15 protein-coding genes and 2 pseudogenes are annotated in these 17,034 nt (G+C 51.2%); 15 read left to right on the top strand and 2 right to left on the bottom strand.

All coding sequences use genetic code 11. The features are described 5' to 3' along the window. Nucleotides 1-3: 3 nt before the first annotated feature. The gene (locus ABXG94_RS09115) at nt 4-945 is read right to left on the bottom strand and encodes a tripartite tricarboxylate transporter substrate-binding protein (protein WP_353533662.1); all 942 of its coding nucleotides are present in this window, start codon (nt 943-945) and stop codon (nt 4-6) included. A gap of 117 nt (nt 946-1,062) precedes the next feature. On the opposite strand from ABXG94_RS09115, the gene ABXG94_RS09110 reads away from it, so the two are divergent. Further along, nucleotides 1,063-1,992 carry a LysR family transcriptional regulator gene (locus tag ABXG94_RS09110; protein WP_353533661.1) on the top strand — a complete coding sequence of 310 codons (930 nt, stop codon included), beginning with the start codon at nt 1,063-1,065 and terminating at the stop codon, nt 1,990-1,992. A gap of 69 nt (nt 1,993-2,061) precedes the next feature. Here ABXG94_RS09110 and ABXG94_RS09105 read toward each other — a convergent pair. After that, nucleotides 2,062-2,202 (bottom strand): annotated as a pseudogene (locus tag ABXG94_RS09105) (transposase); the annotation flags it as partial. A 485-nt stretch (nt 2,203-2,687) separates the two neighbouring features. On the opposite strand from ABXG94_RS09105, the gene ABXG94_RS09100 reads away from it, so the two are divergent. The 14 genes and pseudogenes from ABXG94_RS09100 to ABXG94_RS09035 all read left to right on the top strand — a co-directional run bounded on the left by ABXG94_RS09100 (nt 2,688) and on the right by ABXG94_RS09035 (nt 17,029). Further along, the gene (locus ABXG94_RS09100) at nt 2,688-3,416 is read left to right on the top strand and encodes a GntR family transcriptional regulator (RefSeq protein WP_353533660.1); all 729 of its coding nucleotides are present in this window, start codon (nt 2,688-2,690) and stop codon (nt 3,414-3,416) included. Further along, nucleotides 3,413-4,537, top strand: a complete 1,125-nt coding sequence (locus ABXG94_RS09095) for a mandelate racemase/muconate lactonizing enzyme family protein (RefSeq protein ID WP_353533659.1) — start codon at nt 3,413-3,415, stop codon at nt 4,535-4,537. The genes ABXG94_RS09100 and ABXG94_RS09095 overlap by 4 nt, the downstream gene beginning before the upstream one ends. 59 nt (nt 4,538-4,596) lie before the next feature. After that, entirely contained in the window at nt 4,597-5,631 is a 1,035-nt protein-coding gene (locus tag ABXG94_RS09090; RefSeq protein WP_353533657.1) for a transporter substrate-binding domain-containing protein, read from the top strand. A 56-nt stretch (nt 5,632-5,687) separates the two neighbouring features. Continuing rightward, nucleotides 5,688-6,821 (top strand): ABC transporter permease subunit, encoded by a 1,134-nt coding sequence (locus ABXG94_RS09085; protein ID WP_353533656.1) that lies wholly within the window; start codon nt 5,688-5,690, stop codon nt 6,819-6,821. Nucleotide 6,822: 1 nt separating this feature from the next. Continuing rightward, on the top strand, nt 6,823-7,902 hold the full coding sequence (locus ABXG94_RS09080; protein ID WP_353533655.1) for an amino acid ABC transporter permease: 1,080 nt from the start codon (nt 6,823-6,825) through the stop codon (nt 7,900-7,902). Then, nucleotides 7,895-8,632 carry an amino acid ABC transporter ATP-binding protein gene (locus tag ABXG94_RS09075; RefSeq protein WP_353533653.1) on the top strand — a complete coding sequence of 246 codons (738 nt, stop codon included), beginning with the start codon at nt 7,895-7,897 and terminating at the stop codon, nt 8,630-8,632. Before ABXG94_RS09080 ends, ABXG94_RS09075 begins: the two co-directional genes overlap by 8 nt. Next, nucleotides 8,629-9,567 (top strand): ornithine cyclodeaminase family protein, encoded by a 939-nt coding sequence (locus ABXG94_RS09070; RefSeq protein WP_353533652.1) that lies wholly within the window; start codon nt 8,629-8,631, stop codon nt 9,565-9,567. The genes ABXG94_RS09075 and ABXG94_RS09070 overlap by 4 nt, the downstream gene beginning before the upstream one ends. 11 nt (nt 9,568-9,578) lie before the next feature. Next, the gene (locus ABXG94_RS09065) at nt 9,579-10,334 is read left to right on the top strand and encodes an amino acid ABC transporter ATP-binding protein (protein ID WP_353533650.1); all 756 of its coding nucleotides are present in this window, start codon (nt 9,579-9,581) and stop codon (nt 10,332-10,334) included. 17 nt (nt 10,335-10,351) lie between these two features. Next, nucleotides 10,352-11,305 carry an aminotransferase class IV gene (locus tag ABXG94_RS09060; protein WP_353533648.1) on the top strand — a complete coding sequence of 318 codons (954 nt, stop codon included), beginning with the start codon at nt 10,352-10,354 and terminating at the stop codon, nt 11,303-11,305. After that, the gene (gene proC / locus ABXG94_RS09055; protein WP_353533647.1) at nt 11,302-12,111 is read left to right on the top strand and encodes a pyrroline-5-carboxylate reductase; all 810 of its coding nucleotides are present in this window, start codon (nt 11,302-11,304) and stop codon (nt 12,109-12,111) included. Before ABXG94_RS09060 ends, proC begins: the two co-directional genes overlap by 4 nt. Nucleotides 12,112-12,730: 619 nt before the next feature. After that, nucleotides 12,731-13,140: pseudogene (locus tag ABXG94_RS09050) on the top strand (transposase); the annotation flags it as partial. Nucleotides 13,141-13,571: 431 nt separating this feature from the next. After that, nucleotides 13,572-14,522, top strand: a complete 951-nt coding sequence (locus tag ABXG94_RS09045; RefSeq protein WP_353533646.1) for a sugar ABC transporter substrate-binding protein — start codon at nt 13,572-13,574, stop codon at nt 14,520-14,522. A 108-nt stretch (nt 14,523-14,630) separates the two neighbouring features. Continuing rightward, a complete protein-coding gene (locus ABXG94_RS09040) occupies nt 14,631-15,527 on the top strand; it encodes an ABC transporter permease (RefSeq protein WP_353533644.1) in 897 nt (298 codons plus the stop codon). Beyond that, nucleotides 15,527-17,029 (top strand): sugar ABC transporter ATP-binding protein, encoded by a 1,503-nt coding sequence (locus ABXG94_RS09035; RefSeq protein ID WP_353533642.1) that lies wholly within the window; start codon nt 15,527-15,529, stop codon nt 17,027-17,029. The genes ABXG94_RS09040 and ABXG94_RS09035 overlap by 1 nt, the downstream gene beginning before the upstream one ends. Nucleotides 17,030-17,034: the final 5 nt, after the last annotated feature.

Raw genomic sequence — 17,034 nt, 5'->3', positions numbered from 1 at the left:
GAATTAGTTTGCTGTGGCTTCCAACAATGCTTCTGCATCGCTGAGCTCACCGCTCACATAGTCATATGCGTCAGAACCCGTCCGGACCTTTAGCGCAAATACCCGCGTGATAAACTCATTGGACTTGGTGCCTTCTTGCTGAACGACCCGAGCAATCGCCTCGCTGAGGGCCGTTTGTGCATCCTCGGGTAATCCCGCCGGTGCGACAGCGACAAACGTCGCCCCAAAAAAGTAATCCACGCCAATGTCTGCCAAAGTCTGGGCCTCAGGAGACGCTTTGAGCGGTTGATCTTCGCCGTTTGCCAAGTTGACAAGATCACCTGAAGTGACGCCAGCCGCCTGTGGACCTGCCACCCAGCCAATGTCGACATCATCCGCGTTGATTGCGTTCAACACATCCCGCCCGCCAGTATAGCTAGAAACAATGTTAAACTCGACATCATTGGTTAAGCCGATGAAATAGGCACCATCAGCAAGACGGGGTGTCATCGTCCCAAAAGAGATTTCTTCGCCAGAATTGACGGCAGAGATGACGTCGGACATCGACGTCCAGCCTCGATCCGATTTGGCCACGATCCCCATCTGTGTACCGGCGAGCGTTGAAAGATAAGTGAAATCGTCCAATTCATACCCGGCATCACGCGCCGCGAGCATGCCATAGGCAAATGTGTCCGTAATTCCGATCCCGATGGTCAACCCGTCGGCAGGCGATGCACTGAGCTGACGAGCCATCACAGCGCCACCCGCACCGGTGACATTTTCTGGCAGGACGCTCCAGCCAAATTCCGTATTGAGATCCTCGGCGATCAGGCGTGCCATGGTATCTGCTCCGCCACCTGCTCGGAAACCGATGAGCACCTTGACAGGTCCCTCCGGTGCCCAGTCGGCATAAGCTGATGACACGGTTAGAATGGCCGCAGCGGCGGCAGATAAAAGCGTTTTCATAGTTCCTCCCTTTCGCTCAACGACGTTGAACAAACCCGACGTTATTAAATAGTAGATAGACCTGGAAATATTACTTTACTATATTAGATATTCCCTTTTGGTTATAGGAGAAGTCACTTGCGTCCGCGCCAACTCTACCAGTTTTTATCAATCTGCCGCGAAGGGTCGATGTCTGGCGCAGCGCTGGAGTTGGGCATTGCACAACCCGCGCTCAGCAAGCAGATCCAGCAACTTGAACACGAACTTCAGGTGTCGTTATTTGAGCGACACTCTCGGGGTGTCACCCTTACCACAGCCGGCAAGAAACTGCGCGTCGAAGCGGCAGAAGTTATTCGTCGTATCGAGGCCATAAAAACAGCTATTCAATACGGGGATGATGACGTTTCAGGAAGTGTAGAACTCGCAGTGGTTGCGTCGCTCGCACCGGCGCTCGCCGTGGACCTCTATCCACGCATAGAGAAAGAATATCCCAAGGTTGCGTTGCATATCGGCGACCATTCTTCCGAGTCGGCAGGGGTTGCTTTGATGCGCGAGGCGGCCGATCTGGCTGTCATCCCCAATGCCGCCACGGACCTGCCCGAAGTCCAATCTGTGCCGTTGTTTGAGGAGTCATTCCACTTTGTTAGCCGCGCGAATCAAGGCGAAAGCTCCAAGCCCATTTCTTTCTCGGAGGCCGCAGCGCAACCGCTTGTCCTGCCATTTCACAGCCACGATTTGCGACGCCGGTTGGAAGATACGGCACGTGGCATCGGCACCACTTTGAATGTCAAATATCAAACCGGCAGTATCAACGTCATTGGGGCTCTGGTCGAAAAGGGACTTGCGTGTAGCATCGTGCCGACAACATATTGGCTTGATCGGATCGCCGCGCGGCATTTATGGGCCCGGCCTGTCATCGAGCCGTCGGTTTCCCGCGTGCATTCGTTGTGCTGGTTGCCTGATCGGGTCATGTCTGAGGCCGTGCAGGCTGTGCGCGAGACAATGATCGTCGAAGTGCAAGCCCTGGTTTCAGCTGGAAAACTCTCGGGGTCACTCTCACGGACTTGAAACCACTTATCGAAGCGCACTTAGTAACTTTGTGAAATTTTGAGAAGGCGGTTCTCAAGCGTCAGATCGGCGGCGTTTGCCTGCTTTGAGTAACTCTTTCAACCAATTGTAATACAGGCTCTCCGCGATGCCTTCCCGACGGCACAGCGCTGATATGCTTTCTTCACCGCGCATCCCAGCCAGCACAATGCGGATCTTCTCCTCTGCCGATGCCAGCACAAAGCGATCACAAACGAATTTCACAACGGGCGGATAGCTGACTTTCGCTGCGTTTCGCATCGGTTTCAGTTCCGCGCTAAGAAGCGGAATTCAAATAATAGCCGTCTCTACCTTTTGAAAGTTGATGTAGTCGGCCCAAAGGGGGCATTGAGCGAAGTTACTTTTGCTACTGTTGTTTCCACCAGCTGTCTGTCGGCGATGCTCTTTGCTCGCCTATCCTAGTAAGCAGGCATTTCAAGTTTAAACGGCAACTTCATCGTAAAGAATCGATGAACTCATTAACGCGGCTGAAGAGTGGATCTAAGCCTTATCTATATAAAGAGACGGGGGATTTTACTTTAACTTACTGTAAGTAATAACTAATAATTCTTATTTGAACTTGGGTAGACACAAGTTCTCTGCCTTGTCATATTGCATGCAGATTGTATGCAATGATTCGAGCGCGTGCTTATTTTTACTTTGAGGGTGGAAAACACATGACTGAAACCAAGTCTTATCAACGTGGCTCGGCCGCGACTGAGATTTGCAATGTGCTGCGTCGCGAGATTCTAACGTTGGCGTTGGAACCAGGTACGCCTCTTGATGAGACAGGGCTTTCCAAGCGTTTCAACGTTTCTCGGTCGCCCATTCGCGAAGTTCTCAATCGGTTGCTGGCGGAACGTTTGGTGGAGGCATTGCCAAACCGAACGACCATCGTTGCCCCTGTTGATTTGATGAACTTCTCAAACTTCATAGAGGCGTTGGATTTACAACAGCGCTATGCAACCCGCCTTGCAGCTCGCAATCGCAGCGCAGGTGACTTGGTCAACTTGCGTAAGTTATCAGACCAATATCGTGACGCTGTTCACTCTGCGAAAGCGTTTGAAACCCTTCAGGCGAACTTTGAGTTTCACAACGCTGTCGCTCTTGCGGGAAAAAATCCATACGTCGTGCGCCAGTATGGCGAGCTCTTATCGGAGGCGCGACGTTTGTTGCACATCCACATTAACTTTTTGGATGCACAGGGGCGTTGGGATGTCTTGGATGATCAACATGACGACTTTGTTGATGCCATCGAAGCGCAAGATGTTGCCTTGGCAGATCGCATTGCGCACGAACACACGCTTCAATTCCACGACCGCTTTCTGAAGGCTTTGCAATATAGATCTGACGATGACTTTCAGTTCGAAACGACCGATTCCCGTGGCGCAAGGACACGCCCGTGACCACGATCAGTCAAATTCGAGTCTCTTCTCATTGCAATGATCTGGGTGGTAAAATCTGGAATCCTGCAATCCGCTGGACCCAAAAGTATGCGGTCTTTGTCGAGATTGTTGATAGCAATGGGCAGGTGGGATTGGGTGAGTGTTGGTGTTTTGACACAGCACCCGACGCGCTTATGGCGTTCTTGCGCACAGAAGTTATTCCTCATTTCGTTGGCATTGCTGTTGAAGACGCGTTTGATGTGGCGCAGCAACAAATTGTCCGCGCCACTTTGACGGCGCGTCATGGCATGTTGATGTCCGCATTGTCAGGCATTGATATCGCAATCTGGGATCTGAAAGCGCAAAGTTCAGACGTACCCCTTTGGCAAGCTATTGATCCGAACGCGGCTGGTGAGTTCCAACTGTATGGCAGTGGTGGCCTCTATGGTCAGCAGAAAACCCTGCAAGATTTACAGGCCGAAATGCGATCTATGGCTGATGCGGGTTTTCAGGTTTTGAAGATGAAGGTTGGTGCGCTGCCCATTGAGGATGACGTCCAGCGGGTGATGGCCGCGTTGGCAGCGCTGCCTGAACCTTACAAGCTCATTGTCGATGGGGTTTACAAGTACTCTGCTGACCAAGCTTTGCGGCTCTTTGATGCGTTGCCGCGCGATCGCATCGAGGCATTTCAATCGCCTGTCGCGGCACATGATTACGCAGGCATGACAACGCTGGTTAAGAATGGAGTCCCGTTGATGGCCACCGAGGCTGAATATCGTGATGAGCTCCACCAAAAATTAGTCGAGGAGGTTATGGTTCCGTTTCTTCAGACGGCCCCGGTTGCAGTGGGAGGGATCTCCCGTGTTCAAGAATTGCAGCGCCTTATCGCCAATAGTGAAACTCGCTTAACGCTCGAAGTTTCGTCGACCTCAGTTGCTCTGATCGCTGCCTGCCATTTGGCAGCGGCTAGCAAAGACATTGCGCATGTTGAACGTCACTACGTTCATCAGGTGTTCTTCGAGCAGCTCAACTTTGTATCGTCATCTGGCTCGCCTGGTCAGTTTTCACTTCCGAAAATTTCAGGACTTGGGTGCTTCCTGCCTAAGGATCAGGTGACGGTGCATTTTGAAACCACTCACTGACAATTTGTCCAAGAGCCAACAAGGCCATCCTAAAATTCAAAATACCAACGGAGAGTTACATGCTTAATAAACTAATGAAACTTGCAACTGTTGCATCGCTGGCATTTGCCGGTGCAACCTCTGCGCAGGCACAAGATGAAGGTGTGTTGGGCGAGATCAAAGCACGCGACAGCCTGCTTTGCACGGGCCACAACGGCAGCTATCTTGGATTTGCCGAAGTTGACGCGCAGGGCGAATGGCAGGGTTTTGACATCGAAATGTGTCGTGCGCTGGCAACCGCCATCTTGGGCAGCCCTGACAAAGCACAAATCATTCCAATCAGCTGGGCGCAGCGTTTCCCAGCGATCCAATCTGGTGATATTGATGTCATTATCAAAGTGACCGGTTGGACTATGACACGGGATACCGAGCTGGGCCTGCAATACTCCCGCCCATACTTCATCGGCCCCTTCTATGTGATGTCCCGGTCTGATTTGAGTGCAGAAAGCATCTCTGATCTCGCAGGCGGCGTATTCTGCGTCAATGCGGGGACAACGGTAGAACGCGTTCTGGCTGACTACATGGAAACCAACGGCATCGAATATCAACCGCTGTCGTTTGAAAAAGGCGAAGAGTTGCGTGCTGCCCTATATGCTGGACGTTGTGATGCGATAGCTGGCTTTGGCCCGTTCCTGTCGTCAACGCGCGTAAATGCACCAAACCCGGATGATTTCACAATCATTGGCGATGTTATCAAGCTAGAGCCAGAAGGCATTGTTGTTCGCCAAGGCGAGGATGATTTCCTTGATGTCATCAACTGGATGGTAACTGCTCTGCTGCTGGCAGAAGAAAACGGTATCACGTCTGAAAACGTTGACGAAATGAAAGCCAACCCACCGTCGGCAACGGTTGAGCGTTTGCTGGGTGTGACACCTGGCGTGGGCACGCGTCTTGGTCTGCAAGATGACTGGGCTTACAACGTGATTAAAACCGTTGGTAACTATGGTCAAATTTACGACCGTACCGTCGGCGACGGCTCTCGCTACAAACTACCACGTGGCTTGAACAACCTCTGGAACAATGGCGGTCTGCTTTACCCGCTGGTTCTTGACTAATCCCCGATTGGGCGCGCTCCGTGCGCGCCCTTTTTTTTCCAGAAAAAGGGGCCATCATGACCACGCTCTTTACCTCACAAAAATTCAGAAGAACTGCAGTGCAAGTAATGTTCGTTACTGTAGTGGTATTGCTCATTCTCGCAATGATCATCGTTGGGCGCACGAATATCGCCGATCAGGGTATTGCGACCGGATTTGGGTTTCTAAACCAAACCACAGGATGGCCTGTTAGTTTTTCCCTAACCGATGTCGGACCGAGATCCACATACACGCAAGTGCTTTTCGCTGGTTTGCTGAATACGCTGCTTGTCGGGTTCATGACCCTATTTTTCGCAACGCTGCTTGGTTTGTTTTTGGCGTTGATGCGCATCTCGAGCAACAGTTTGATGAAGCTGGTTGGCACCACTTATGTTGAAGTGTTCCGCAACGTGCCGGTCATTCTGCAAGTCTTTTTCTGGTACGCTATTTTAACGCATTTGCCAGGGCCACGTCAGGCATATTCACTTGCAGACATGGCGTTCTTTTCCAATCGGGGTTTAATGCTACCGGCCCCTAGCTTGTCTGGTTTGGATATCGTTCTTTTCTTGATCGGCTGTGTTGCGATCGGATTTGGACTGAAGTCTTTTAAATTCAAAAAAACCGGATTGCGCCTACCGCTTGCGATACTGGCTGCTGTCGCGCTTTTTGTAGTTTTGCTAATGACCGGACGGGAAGCTGATGTTGCTTTGTGGTCTGTGCCGGAGCTAAAAGGTCTACGTTTTGTCGGTGGCGTTTCCCTGAAACCTGAATTTTCTGCGCTTTTGATTGGTCTGACTCTATTCGGCGCGTCTTACATTGGTGAGATCATCCGTGGCGGGCTTATCTCCGTTGATAAGGGCAAGCTGGAAGCCGGGTCTGCGCTGGGCATGTCGTCGTTCCAGATCAACCGTTATATCCGTATTCCGCTGGCTTTCCGTGCGATGCTGCCATCGCTGTCCAACCAGTATGTTTGGCTCATGAAAGGGACGACCGTTGGCATTGCCATCGGATATCCAGACTACTTTGCCATTGTATCTACGTCGATCAACCAGTCCGGCCAAACCATGGAGCTTTTGGCTCTGTTAATGGGGGGCTTCATTGTTGTGAACTACTCCATCGGTTTTGCAATGAACCTGTTGAACTCACGCCTAAAACTCAAAGGGAGAAGCTAGCATGTCTACTTCAGTTGTCCCTCCGTTACCAAAACAGGGTTTTGGCAATTGGTTGAAGAAACACTTCTTCTCCACTTGGCTCAACTCAGTGTTTTCCGTCCTCTTTGGCGCCCTGCTTATCTGGATTTGTGTAAAGCTTTCCAATTGGGCCGTCTTGGATGCCATCTGGTCCGTCGATGACAAAGAACACTGCGGTCACGGCGCAGGTGCCTGTTGGGCCGTTATCCAAGATCGAGGCCGTTTGATAATGTTTGGCCTCTATCCTTACGATGAACAGTGGCGGTCAACCTTGGCCTGCTTGGTCGTGATCCTGACAATTGGCCTTTCGTGCCTGCCATCCTTATGGTCAATTAAAAAGCTACCAGCCCTTTGGGTTATCGGGTTCGGCGCTTTTGTTCTGCTGATGCGTGGTGGCTTTGCTGGTTTGCCGCTGGTGACTTCGGAACAGTGGGGTGGATTGTCACTTACGATCTTTATCTTCTCTGCGGTTTTCGTTCTCGGCATGCCGCTGGCTGTTGTCTTCGCATTGGCCCGACGCTCTAGCTTGCCAGTGATCGCAAAGGGAGCTGGGCTATTTATCGATTTGGTTCGGTCGTTGCCACTCTTGGCTGTCTTGTTCGCTGCTGCTGTAGTTGTGCCATTGCTCGTGCCCGATTGGCTTGAGGGCAACAAACTTGGGCGTGTTGTGATTGCCTTTGCTGTCTTCTTTGCTGTTTACCAAGCTGAAATCATTCGTGCAGGTTTACAGTCTACGTCGCAAGGTCAGGAAGAAGCCGCTGCTGCTTTGGGCATGCCATACTGGTCGCTGGTGGTAGACATCCTGCTGCCGCAAGCGTTTCGCAACACGTTGCCATCAACCATCAACCAAGCGGTTATCACCTTTAAAGAAACCTCGATCGTAACAATCATCGGGTTCTTTGAGGTCATGGCGTCGGGCAATGCCGCCATTGGCGGTGGGGAATGGACCGAACAATTTGTAGAGGTCTACGTCTTTTTAGCCTTGGTATATTTCGTCTTCGTCTTTGGTCTGTCGCGCTATGGCGCTTGGCTGGAAAACAGAATGAGGGTTGGTCATGCTTGATACCGCGATTTCGGTTAAATCCGTAAACAAATACTACGGCACGCATCATGCCCTAAAAGAGATCAACCTTGATATACCAAAAGGTCAAACTCTGGTGGTTTGCGGGCCTTCTGGATCGGGGAAATCGACTCTGATCCGGACAATGAACGGCCTTGAAAGTATCGCTTCGGGGCAGCTCGAAGTCCTTGGCTTAGATATCGCTGATGACACGAGAAACCTGGAAGCCGTGCGCAAAAAGGTTGGTATGGTGTTTCAAAATTTTAATCTCTTCCCGCATCTAACAATCTTGGAGAATTGTGTTCTTCCTCAGATGCGTTCTGTTGGGCGTGGCCGGGCGGCGGCCACAGTCGAAGCCATGGATCAGTTGAAAAAGATGCATGTCGATATTCATGCTGACAAGTATCCCGATCAATTGTCAGGCGGTCAAAAACAACGTGTCGCTTTGGCGCGGGCTCTTTGCCTGAAGCCTGAAGTGATGCTGTTTGACGAACCGACTTCGGCACTTGACCCTGAAATGATCTCTGAGGTGTTGGATGTCATGCAGGAGCTCGCCAAAGAAAAAATGACCATTGTCTGTGTGACCCATGAAATGGGGTTTGCCCAAGCCGTTGCGGATTCTGTTTTGCTGATGGCCGATGGTGAAATTGTCGAACAGGGCATACCCGATCAAATGTTCAACAACCCCCAGCATGCCGTCACACGCCAGTTCATGGATGTGGTGAAGAAATGACCCACTCTAATCAGCCACGCTATGTCTCTCGTACCGATTTTAGCACGCCGGTGGACTGGCTGAATTTGACCGAGGCACTGAAGGCAGGCCACCGCCTGCCCAAGGCGAAGGTCGAGGACGTTTTCTTGGGAGAGCCCGGTAGCTCTTTGCTTAGTCGATCAGCCTGGATCGAAGGCCTTGGCTATGGCGTGAAAAGTGTAACGGTTTTTGCGCAAAACCCTGCGCAGGGTTTGCCCTCAGTCCAAGGGGCCATGCTGTTGTTTGATCATTCCAACGGTGGCCTTCGCGCTGTTATCGATAGCGGTCTGGTCACTGATCTGAAAACTGCTGCTGATAGCGCACTCGGCGCACGTTACTTGGCGCGGCCAGACAGTGAAACTTTGCTGGTGGTCGGCGCAGGTGCTGTGGCTCGTAATGTGATCTCAGCCTATTCGCAATTGTTCCCATCCCTGCGGCAGGTTTTGATATGGAACCGCACACACTCAAAAGCCGAAGCGCTGGCGCAATCTTTTGAAAGTGATCAGGTTAGTGTGAGGGCCATCCAGGATCTGCCTTTAGCCGCATCGCAATCTGACATCATTGTCACCGCGACCATGTCCAACACTCCCGTACTTATGGGGGAGTGGGTGCAACCCGGCACACATGTCGATCTGATCGGCGCATTCCGCGCTGAAATGCGGGAGGCAGATGATGCATTGCTACAAAAGGGTCGCATATTTGTCGACAGCCGCGAGACCACCATCCACCACATCGGGGAATTGATAATCCCGATTGCTGCAGGTGTCATTTCTGAATCAGACGTCCTTGCGGACTTCTACGATTTTGCTGCTGGCCATTCCGGGCGAACGTCTGAAAAGGAAGTTACAATTTTCAAAAACGGTGGCGGTGCTCACCTTGATGTAATGACGGCCGACGCCATTCTTGGCGCGATCTGAAGGGAGCAAATATGTCAGGAAATTCTCAACAAGAACCTGCCGTGAAAATTGCTGGAATGCACAAATTTTACGGTACATTTCACGCACTGAAAGACATCAATCTAAGTGTAGCCAAGGGCGAACGCTTGGTGATCTGTGGCCCCTCAGGCTCGGGTAAGTCGACGCTTATCCGCTGTATCAATGCACTCGAAGAGTTTCAGATTGGGTCCGTCAACGTTCTGGGCACAGAGCTTGATGACGACTTGGAAAACATCGAAGCGATCCGTCGAGAAGCGGGAATGGTGTTTCAGCACTTTAATCTATTCCCCCACATGTCGATCTTGGAAAACTGCGTTCTCGCCCCAATGATCGTGCGCAACGTCCCCCGCCCAGAGGCAGAAGCGACCGCGCTTAAGCATTTGGAAAAGGTGCGCATTCTGGACCAAGCGCAGAAATATCCCGGAGAGCTTTCGGGCGGCCAGCAGCAACGTGTTGCCATCGCCCGAGCGCTTTGCATGGACCCAGAAATCCTTTTGTTTGACGAACCAACATCGGCCCTTGATCCTGAGATGATCGCTGAAGTTCTCGACGTGATGGTAAGCCTTGCCGAAGAAGGCATCACGATGCTTTGCGTGACCCATGAAATGGGTTTTGCGCGAGAAGTCGCTGATCGCGTTATCTTTATGGCTGACGGGGAAATCCTCGAAGAGGCCAAACCTGACACATTTTTTGACACCCCCCAGCATGATCGCGCCAAGACATTCCTTGAGCAAGTCATCGGGCATTAACCAAACTTGAGAGACGTATGATAGACGAACAAGCCCCGAGCCATTCAACGCATGATGCCGAACACGACACGCGCAATGACAACATCAAGATCTATGTAAACGGGCAAATCGTGCCCAAGGCCGAAGCCGTGGTATCGGTATATGATAGCGGTTTCATGTTGGGCGATGGCATGTGGGAAGGGATCCGACTGTATGATGGGCAGTGGGCATTCTTTGATGAACACATGGACCGCCTGTTTAACTCGCTTAAATCCGTGTCGATCCAATTGGATATGACGCCTGACGACATCAAAGATTTGCTCAATCGTACGGCAGCAGCAAATGAAATGACCTCTGATGCGCATTGTCGGTTGATGATCACGCGGGGCCGTAAAACTAAGCCGTTTCAGCATCCTGGTCTTAGCAAATTTGGCCCAACCGTGGTTGCGATCATCGAGCATTCCAAACCTGCAGAAACACTGCTAAACAGCGGTATCCGCTTGGCTTCTGTCCCGCAAGTTCGTGGTCTGCCGATGAGCCAAGACGCCAAGTACAACAGCCACTCCAAATTGAATTGCGTGATTGGAAGCCTTCAAGCTGAGCAAGCCGGCGCAGACGAAGCGTTGATGCTAGACCCGCATGGTTTTGTGAACACGACGAATGCGTGCAACTTCTTCATCGTTCGGCGCGGTGAGGTTTGGACCTCTACCGGTGACTATTGCATGAACGGTGTGACGCGCCAAAAGGTCATCAATCTGTGCCTGGAAAACGATATTCCCGTCAAAGAAAAGAACTATTCTCTGTATGAAACCTATGGTGCGGACGAAGCGTTTTTGACTGGAACGTTTGGCGCGCAAACGCCAATTGCAGAAATTGATGGCAAGCCAATTGGCACCAAGGTTGGGGCCGGACCGATGACGCTGAGAATTCGCGAACTTTATAAAAAATTGGTCGCTGAAGACGTTGCAGCGCAAAAGGCAGCGCAGGCATGAATGTAGGCGATAACGGCGTTTTATTGTTTGGCTGTGGCAAAATGGGCAGCGCTCTTTTGCGCGGGTGGCTCGACGCGGGCTTGCCTTGCGACCAAGTCACGGTCATGGATCCACGCCCCTCTGATTGGCTCTTGGGCCTTCAAGACATGGGGGTGACTTTAAATCAACTCCCCGCGAATGCCCCAAGCGTCGCCGTTATCGCGACAAAACCACAAATTATGAGCGAGGCAATCCCAGATGTGAAAGCTTATGGGAATGGCGCGACACTATTCATATCAATCGCCGCGGGCACATTGATAGAAACCTTTGAAACCCTACTTGGCGCAGAAACGCCAATCGTCCGTGCCATGCCAAACACACCAGCAGCCGTTGGGAAGGGCATCACTGTGCTTGTGCCAAATGGTAATGTGCTTGCCTCGCAGTTGAATGCGGCAGAAATGATCTTTGCAACGGTGGGTGACACCGTGTTGTTGCAAGACGAAGAGCAACTACATGCAGTCACGGCCCTAAGTGGTTCCGGTCCGGCCTATGTGTTTGCCATGACTGAGGCATTGATTGCGGCAGGGATAGGTCTGGGCCTTTCAACAGATATCAGTAATCGCCTTGCCACCTCTACTGTCACTGGAGCCGGTGCGCTTATGAAAGAGCTGAATGAGCACCCAAGCCACCTTCGCGAGACAGTTACGTCCCCGAATGGCACGACGGCAGCCGGACTTGAGGTCCTCTTGGCGCAAGGCAACGGATTGGCTGAGATGTTTAAGAGATGCCTTTCAGCTGCTGCAGAGCGGAGTCGGGAGCTCGGGTAGAGCATAAAGTTAAGGCTGTTCGTGTTAGGGTGTTTTGATTACCAATTCTGCCCCAAAATGATGTGCTTTTCGCGCCTCCTACCACCCCAGCCATTAATCACAGACATTGCAGAATAAGACGCCATGGGCCACAGCGGGCCCCGGAATGCCCTGGTTTATGCCCCAGTTGTTGACGGTGCGGGTGTCAGGGGTGCTACGTAAGACCTTCCGAGGCCCCTGAAGGCCTGCGCCACAGGTCATCGTAGGCGATCGTCAACACCGTTACTCCAGTAGTCCCATTCGTCGCGCTTGTTATCTGCCGCCGCCCCGTCGACCAGGTGCTCCGGACGACATCACCGCCGATTAAGACAGCGATGGCGCACCAAGGTCCTCTCTAAGTGGCGGCACGGATTAGCGGATCAATGTTAAAACTTTGCGTATGCGACCAAGATATTGAGCACAATTATCGGGCTTGAAATGGGTTAAACTACAGAATTGAGTTAAATTCTTGAATAAATTGTTGTTTTACTGCGCTTTAAGCGAGTTTTTAGGTTCCGCTTGCAACCATGCTACGTTCAAGGTGAATAGCCCCTAGTATTATAGACGCTTTCTTCCCAAATTTTGAGGCAAGGAGGCCGTTATGGGGAAGCCAAATTTCAGGGAAGATTTCAAGCGTGATGCGGTGCATCAAATCTCGGTACGTGGATATCCAGTTCGGGAGGTTTCAGAGCGGTTAGGCGTTAGCATCTACTCGCTATACAAATGGATGAAGGTGTACGCCAAGGCCGCGTCAAAGGCATCATCTGTGGAGCATGAAGCCGAGAACCGACGGCTCACGCGTGAGCCGGCACGGATGACGGAGGAGCGCGACATTCTAAAAAAGCGGCCGCATACTTCGCAAGGGATGCAAGGTAAAGTACGCGTTCGTGCCGGAGCATCGCCCGTAGTTTTCGGTGCGTGCGATGTGTCGTTGCCTCAGCATTCATCCCAGTGGGTACTGCATGGATTAAGAATCCCTTAAGCCACCGTGCGCCTGAGGATGCACAACGATCGATCACCATACCTGGAAATGAACAAGCCAATCGAGTATCGCACGGACTTATAGCCATAAGATGGTGGTAGATGATTACCAGCAGACCAAGAACATCCTCATGAGCAATAATCTAAAGCTTTAACTCCTAAACTTTCATAACACTTTCAGATAGATAGACCCGTTGCTGAAATTGGGGCTTAGGCACGGAATATTGACAGTCATGGGCTCAAATTTGTGCGCAGAAATTCAAGTTCGGTTTCCGTTTTGCACGTGAACGATTTTGACCAGGGGACCCAGAAAATAGCGTTGAAGTTATGTAGGTGTGGATCGACTATTGCATATATAAAAATTACTTGCTTTAATGAAAATGGGCCAACTAATGATTGAGTTTGGCAAAATCCGCAAAGCAAGTTCTTTGCGGTTGATCTTTTTTGGAGGAATACAGATCATGAAGAAGATTTTCGGCGCGGTGGTAACCAGCGCAATGATGACTGCAAGTGCAGTCTATGCAGACATCACAATTGGCCTTTCGGTAGACCAACTTTTTGAAAGCCGCGTGGCAGTGAATGACGGCATCAAAGCTGAAGCATCAGATCGTGGGTATGATGTCATCGAGGTCGTCGCAGACGGTGATGCACAACAGCAGAATGCCCAGATCCAATCTTTGATCGCTCAGGGTGTCGACGCGATTCTCGTTTGTGCTGTAGACCAGAACACAATCGAACGGGCCCTGCTGGCAGCAAAGCGCGCCGACATTCCTGTCGTGGCATATGACCGTGATCTGCCCGACAGCCGGGTGGTACAAGCCTTTGTGGGTCCGGATAGTTTGATAGATGGCCGATTGGCAGGGGAATATACCGCAAAGGCGCTTTCCGGAAAAACCGGTCAGATCACAATTGTGGAACTGATAGGTGCATTGAACGACCAGAATGGCATTGACCGCTCTAAAGGATTTCGCGAAGGCATTGCAAAACTAGAAAATGTTAATTTAATTGAAGTTCCAACAGATTGGGATTCCGCGCGGGCTCTATCCGGCACTCAAAACGCATTCCAAGCGAATCCAGAAGTTGCTGCTGTATTTGCTGCGACTGACACTCATATTCCCGCGGTTGAAACTGTTCTTGCGGATCTCGGTAAACTGGCACCGATGAGTGATGACGGGCATGTTGTAATTACCGGTGTGAACGGTTCAAATGATGGCTATCAAGCGGTATTGTCGGGTACTGCTGATGCTTTCGTGGTTATGGGGACAGAGGCTACGGGCCGCAAAGCTGTCGATTTGGCCGCCAATATACTGGCTGGGGTCGCCGTCGAGCGCCTAAACTATGTTGGTGGCAATCTTTACACGGCCGCCGATGCAGAAGCGAACAAAGCTAAAATTTGGGGTGCCCCTAAGTAAATTCTCCCAATCAAGCAATGTGCCAGATATTGGCGCATTGCCATTCCCTGAAGGTTTGAGCCTGTGCAGTCGTTTCAGAAGTTTTTGAAGTCCTACCCGGCACTACAAATGATCGCGGTATTGCTGGTAGGGTTTTCGCTATTGTCGCCCTATTTCCTGACGACCGGCAATTTCGAAGCCATGCTTGGCGCGAATGCTGTGGTCTTGATCGCCGCTATTGGCATGACAGTAGTGTTTTTGGCAGGTGGAATCGATCTGTCAATTTCTACGGTTATTAGCGCCAGTGCGGTGATCGCAGGTATCGTTATGGCAGAGACTGATAATGTGACCTTGGGCCTAATCACGGCTGTCATCGTCGGAATTTCTTTTGGCGCGCTGAATGGCGTGCTCATCGGCTATTTCCGATTGACGCCTTTTATTACGACAATGGCAACGCAATTGATCGCAAGGGGCATTGCTTTTGTGTTGAGCCATGGCATCGCTGTGAAGGGCACGCCGTATTGGATGCTTGATTTTGGATTTATGGTTTGGGTGGGGATTCCAGCTGTTACACTTGTTGCCTTGGGTGTCGTTCTTGCGTCAGGCATTGCTATGTCGCAAACAAAATGGGGCCGCCATGTGATGCTGGTTGGGTCGAATGTCGAAGCGGCAAGACACGCAGGTATCAACACGCAATTTATCCAATTTAGCGTGTATCTCTTTGCTGGCGCTCTTGCGGGCGTTGCAGGTTTCATTTCTATCGCAAACTTGGGCAACGCTATTCCGGGTGTCGGCGATACGCTTTTATTGATTATCATCGGTGCGGTTGTACTGGGTGGAACCGGTATGAATGGCGGAGAAGGTTCTGTCGAACGCACGCTGCTCGGGGTTGCGATCCTGGCAATTCTAACCAACGGTCTGAACCTAGTTGGCATACCATTCTATGACCAATTGATCATTCAGGGCGTATTGATTTTCTTGGGGACTTGGTTGGCCATGCGGCTTGGTTCTGCGAGGAGCGCATAATGCAGAAGCAAGCGATCAACCCTGCGATTTCAGTGCGGGGCCTTAAGAAAGCATTTTCCGGTAAAGTTGTAGTCGATGGCGTCGAATTTGACCTTTATCCAGGGGAAGCCTTGGCCCTGGTCGGTGAAAATGGAGCCGGAAAGTCTACGACCAAAAATATGCTTTGCGGGCTTTTGACGCCAACTGAAGGCGAGATATTGGTTGAGGGTAAGCCTGTAGAGCGCATTAACGCAGCTGATCACGGGGTCTCTGCAGTGCATCAGGAACTCTCTTTGTTTGGGTCTTTGACCGTGGCCGAGAATATCTGTGTATCTGAGTTACCTGGCCATTCGGCATACGTGAATTGGGCTGCGGCAGAAAATATTGCCCGAGAGCAGATCGACTTTCTGGGTATCGAAATAGATCCGCGGGCTTTGATCGAAACTCTTGGCGCAGGTAAGCAACAAGTGGTCGAAATCGCCAAAGCATTGCTGCATGCGAACAAAGTTTTGATTTTGGATGAGCCGACGACTTCTTTGACAGCGGTTGAGCGCGAAAAACTCTTTGCAATAATCGACAAGCTCAAGGCTCGCGGGCTGGGGATTATATTTATTTCCCACTTCATGGAAGAAATTTACCGCGTCTGTGACAGTTTTCTTGTTTTGCGTGATGGACAACAAGTAGGGCGCGGACTTCTGGCCGATGTACCGCAGCGCTCGCTTGAAGAATTGATGGTCGGACGAACTCTGAAAGATGCGCAAGTTGAGTTACCGGAACCAACCGATCTGCCGGAACTTGAAGTTATTGGCCTGTCCTCTGCGGATTTCAGCGAGATAAATTTCACTGTGCATCGCGGCGAGATTTTGGGGATTTCGGGGCTTATGGGTGCTGGGCGTACCGAGGTTGCTGAGGCAATATTTGGTTTGCGGCCTGCAACTGGCGAGATTCGGATTGGTGGAAATGTGATCAAGAACCGTTCCGTCGCAGCGATGAAGGCCAAGGGGCTTTGCTATATTACCGAGGATCGTCGCACAAATGGATTGTTTTTGAACCGCCCAGTGCGAGAGAACCTTTCCGCATCTGCAATCGAGGCGTTTGTGAAAAAACGCTTTTTGGGGCTTGGTTTCGGTGGTGAACGGAAAAAGTCTGCTGAAGTTGTCGAGCAGATGAATGTTGCGGTGCCACATATCGAAAATGATGTCAGTGACCTATCGGGAGGCAATCAGCAAAAGGTGCTTCTCGGGCGCTGGCTGGCGACGGAACCAGAGATTTTGCTGTTTGATGAGCCGACTAAGGGCGTTGATATTGGTGCCAAATTTGACATCCACGCAGCGATTGCCGAACTCGCACGAATGGGCAAAACAATTGTCATTGTCTCATCCGATCTTCCTGAACTTTTGCACACAACGCATCGCATGTTGGTCATGCGAAAAGGGCGAATGGTCGGGGAGTTCAAAAGAGAGAATTATGACGCAGTGAAGATAATCTCGTTGGCCGCCAGTGCCTCAGCGGAGGCGCAGTAGTGTTG

This window comes from Cognatishimia sp. WU-CL00825 (assembly GCF_040364665.1).
In the GTDB taxonomy this organism is placed as follows: Bacteria; Pseudomonadota; Alphaproteobacteria; order Rhodobacterales; family Rhodobacteraceae; genus Cognatishimia.
Note: the sequence above shows the minus strand (reverse complement) of the source record. Positions and strands in the feature narration are given on the sequence as shown.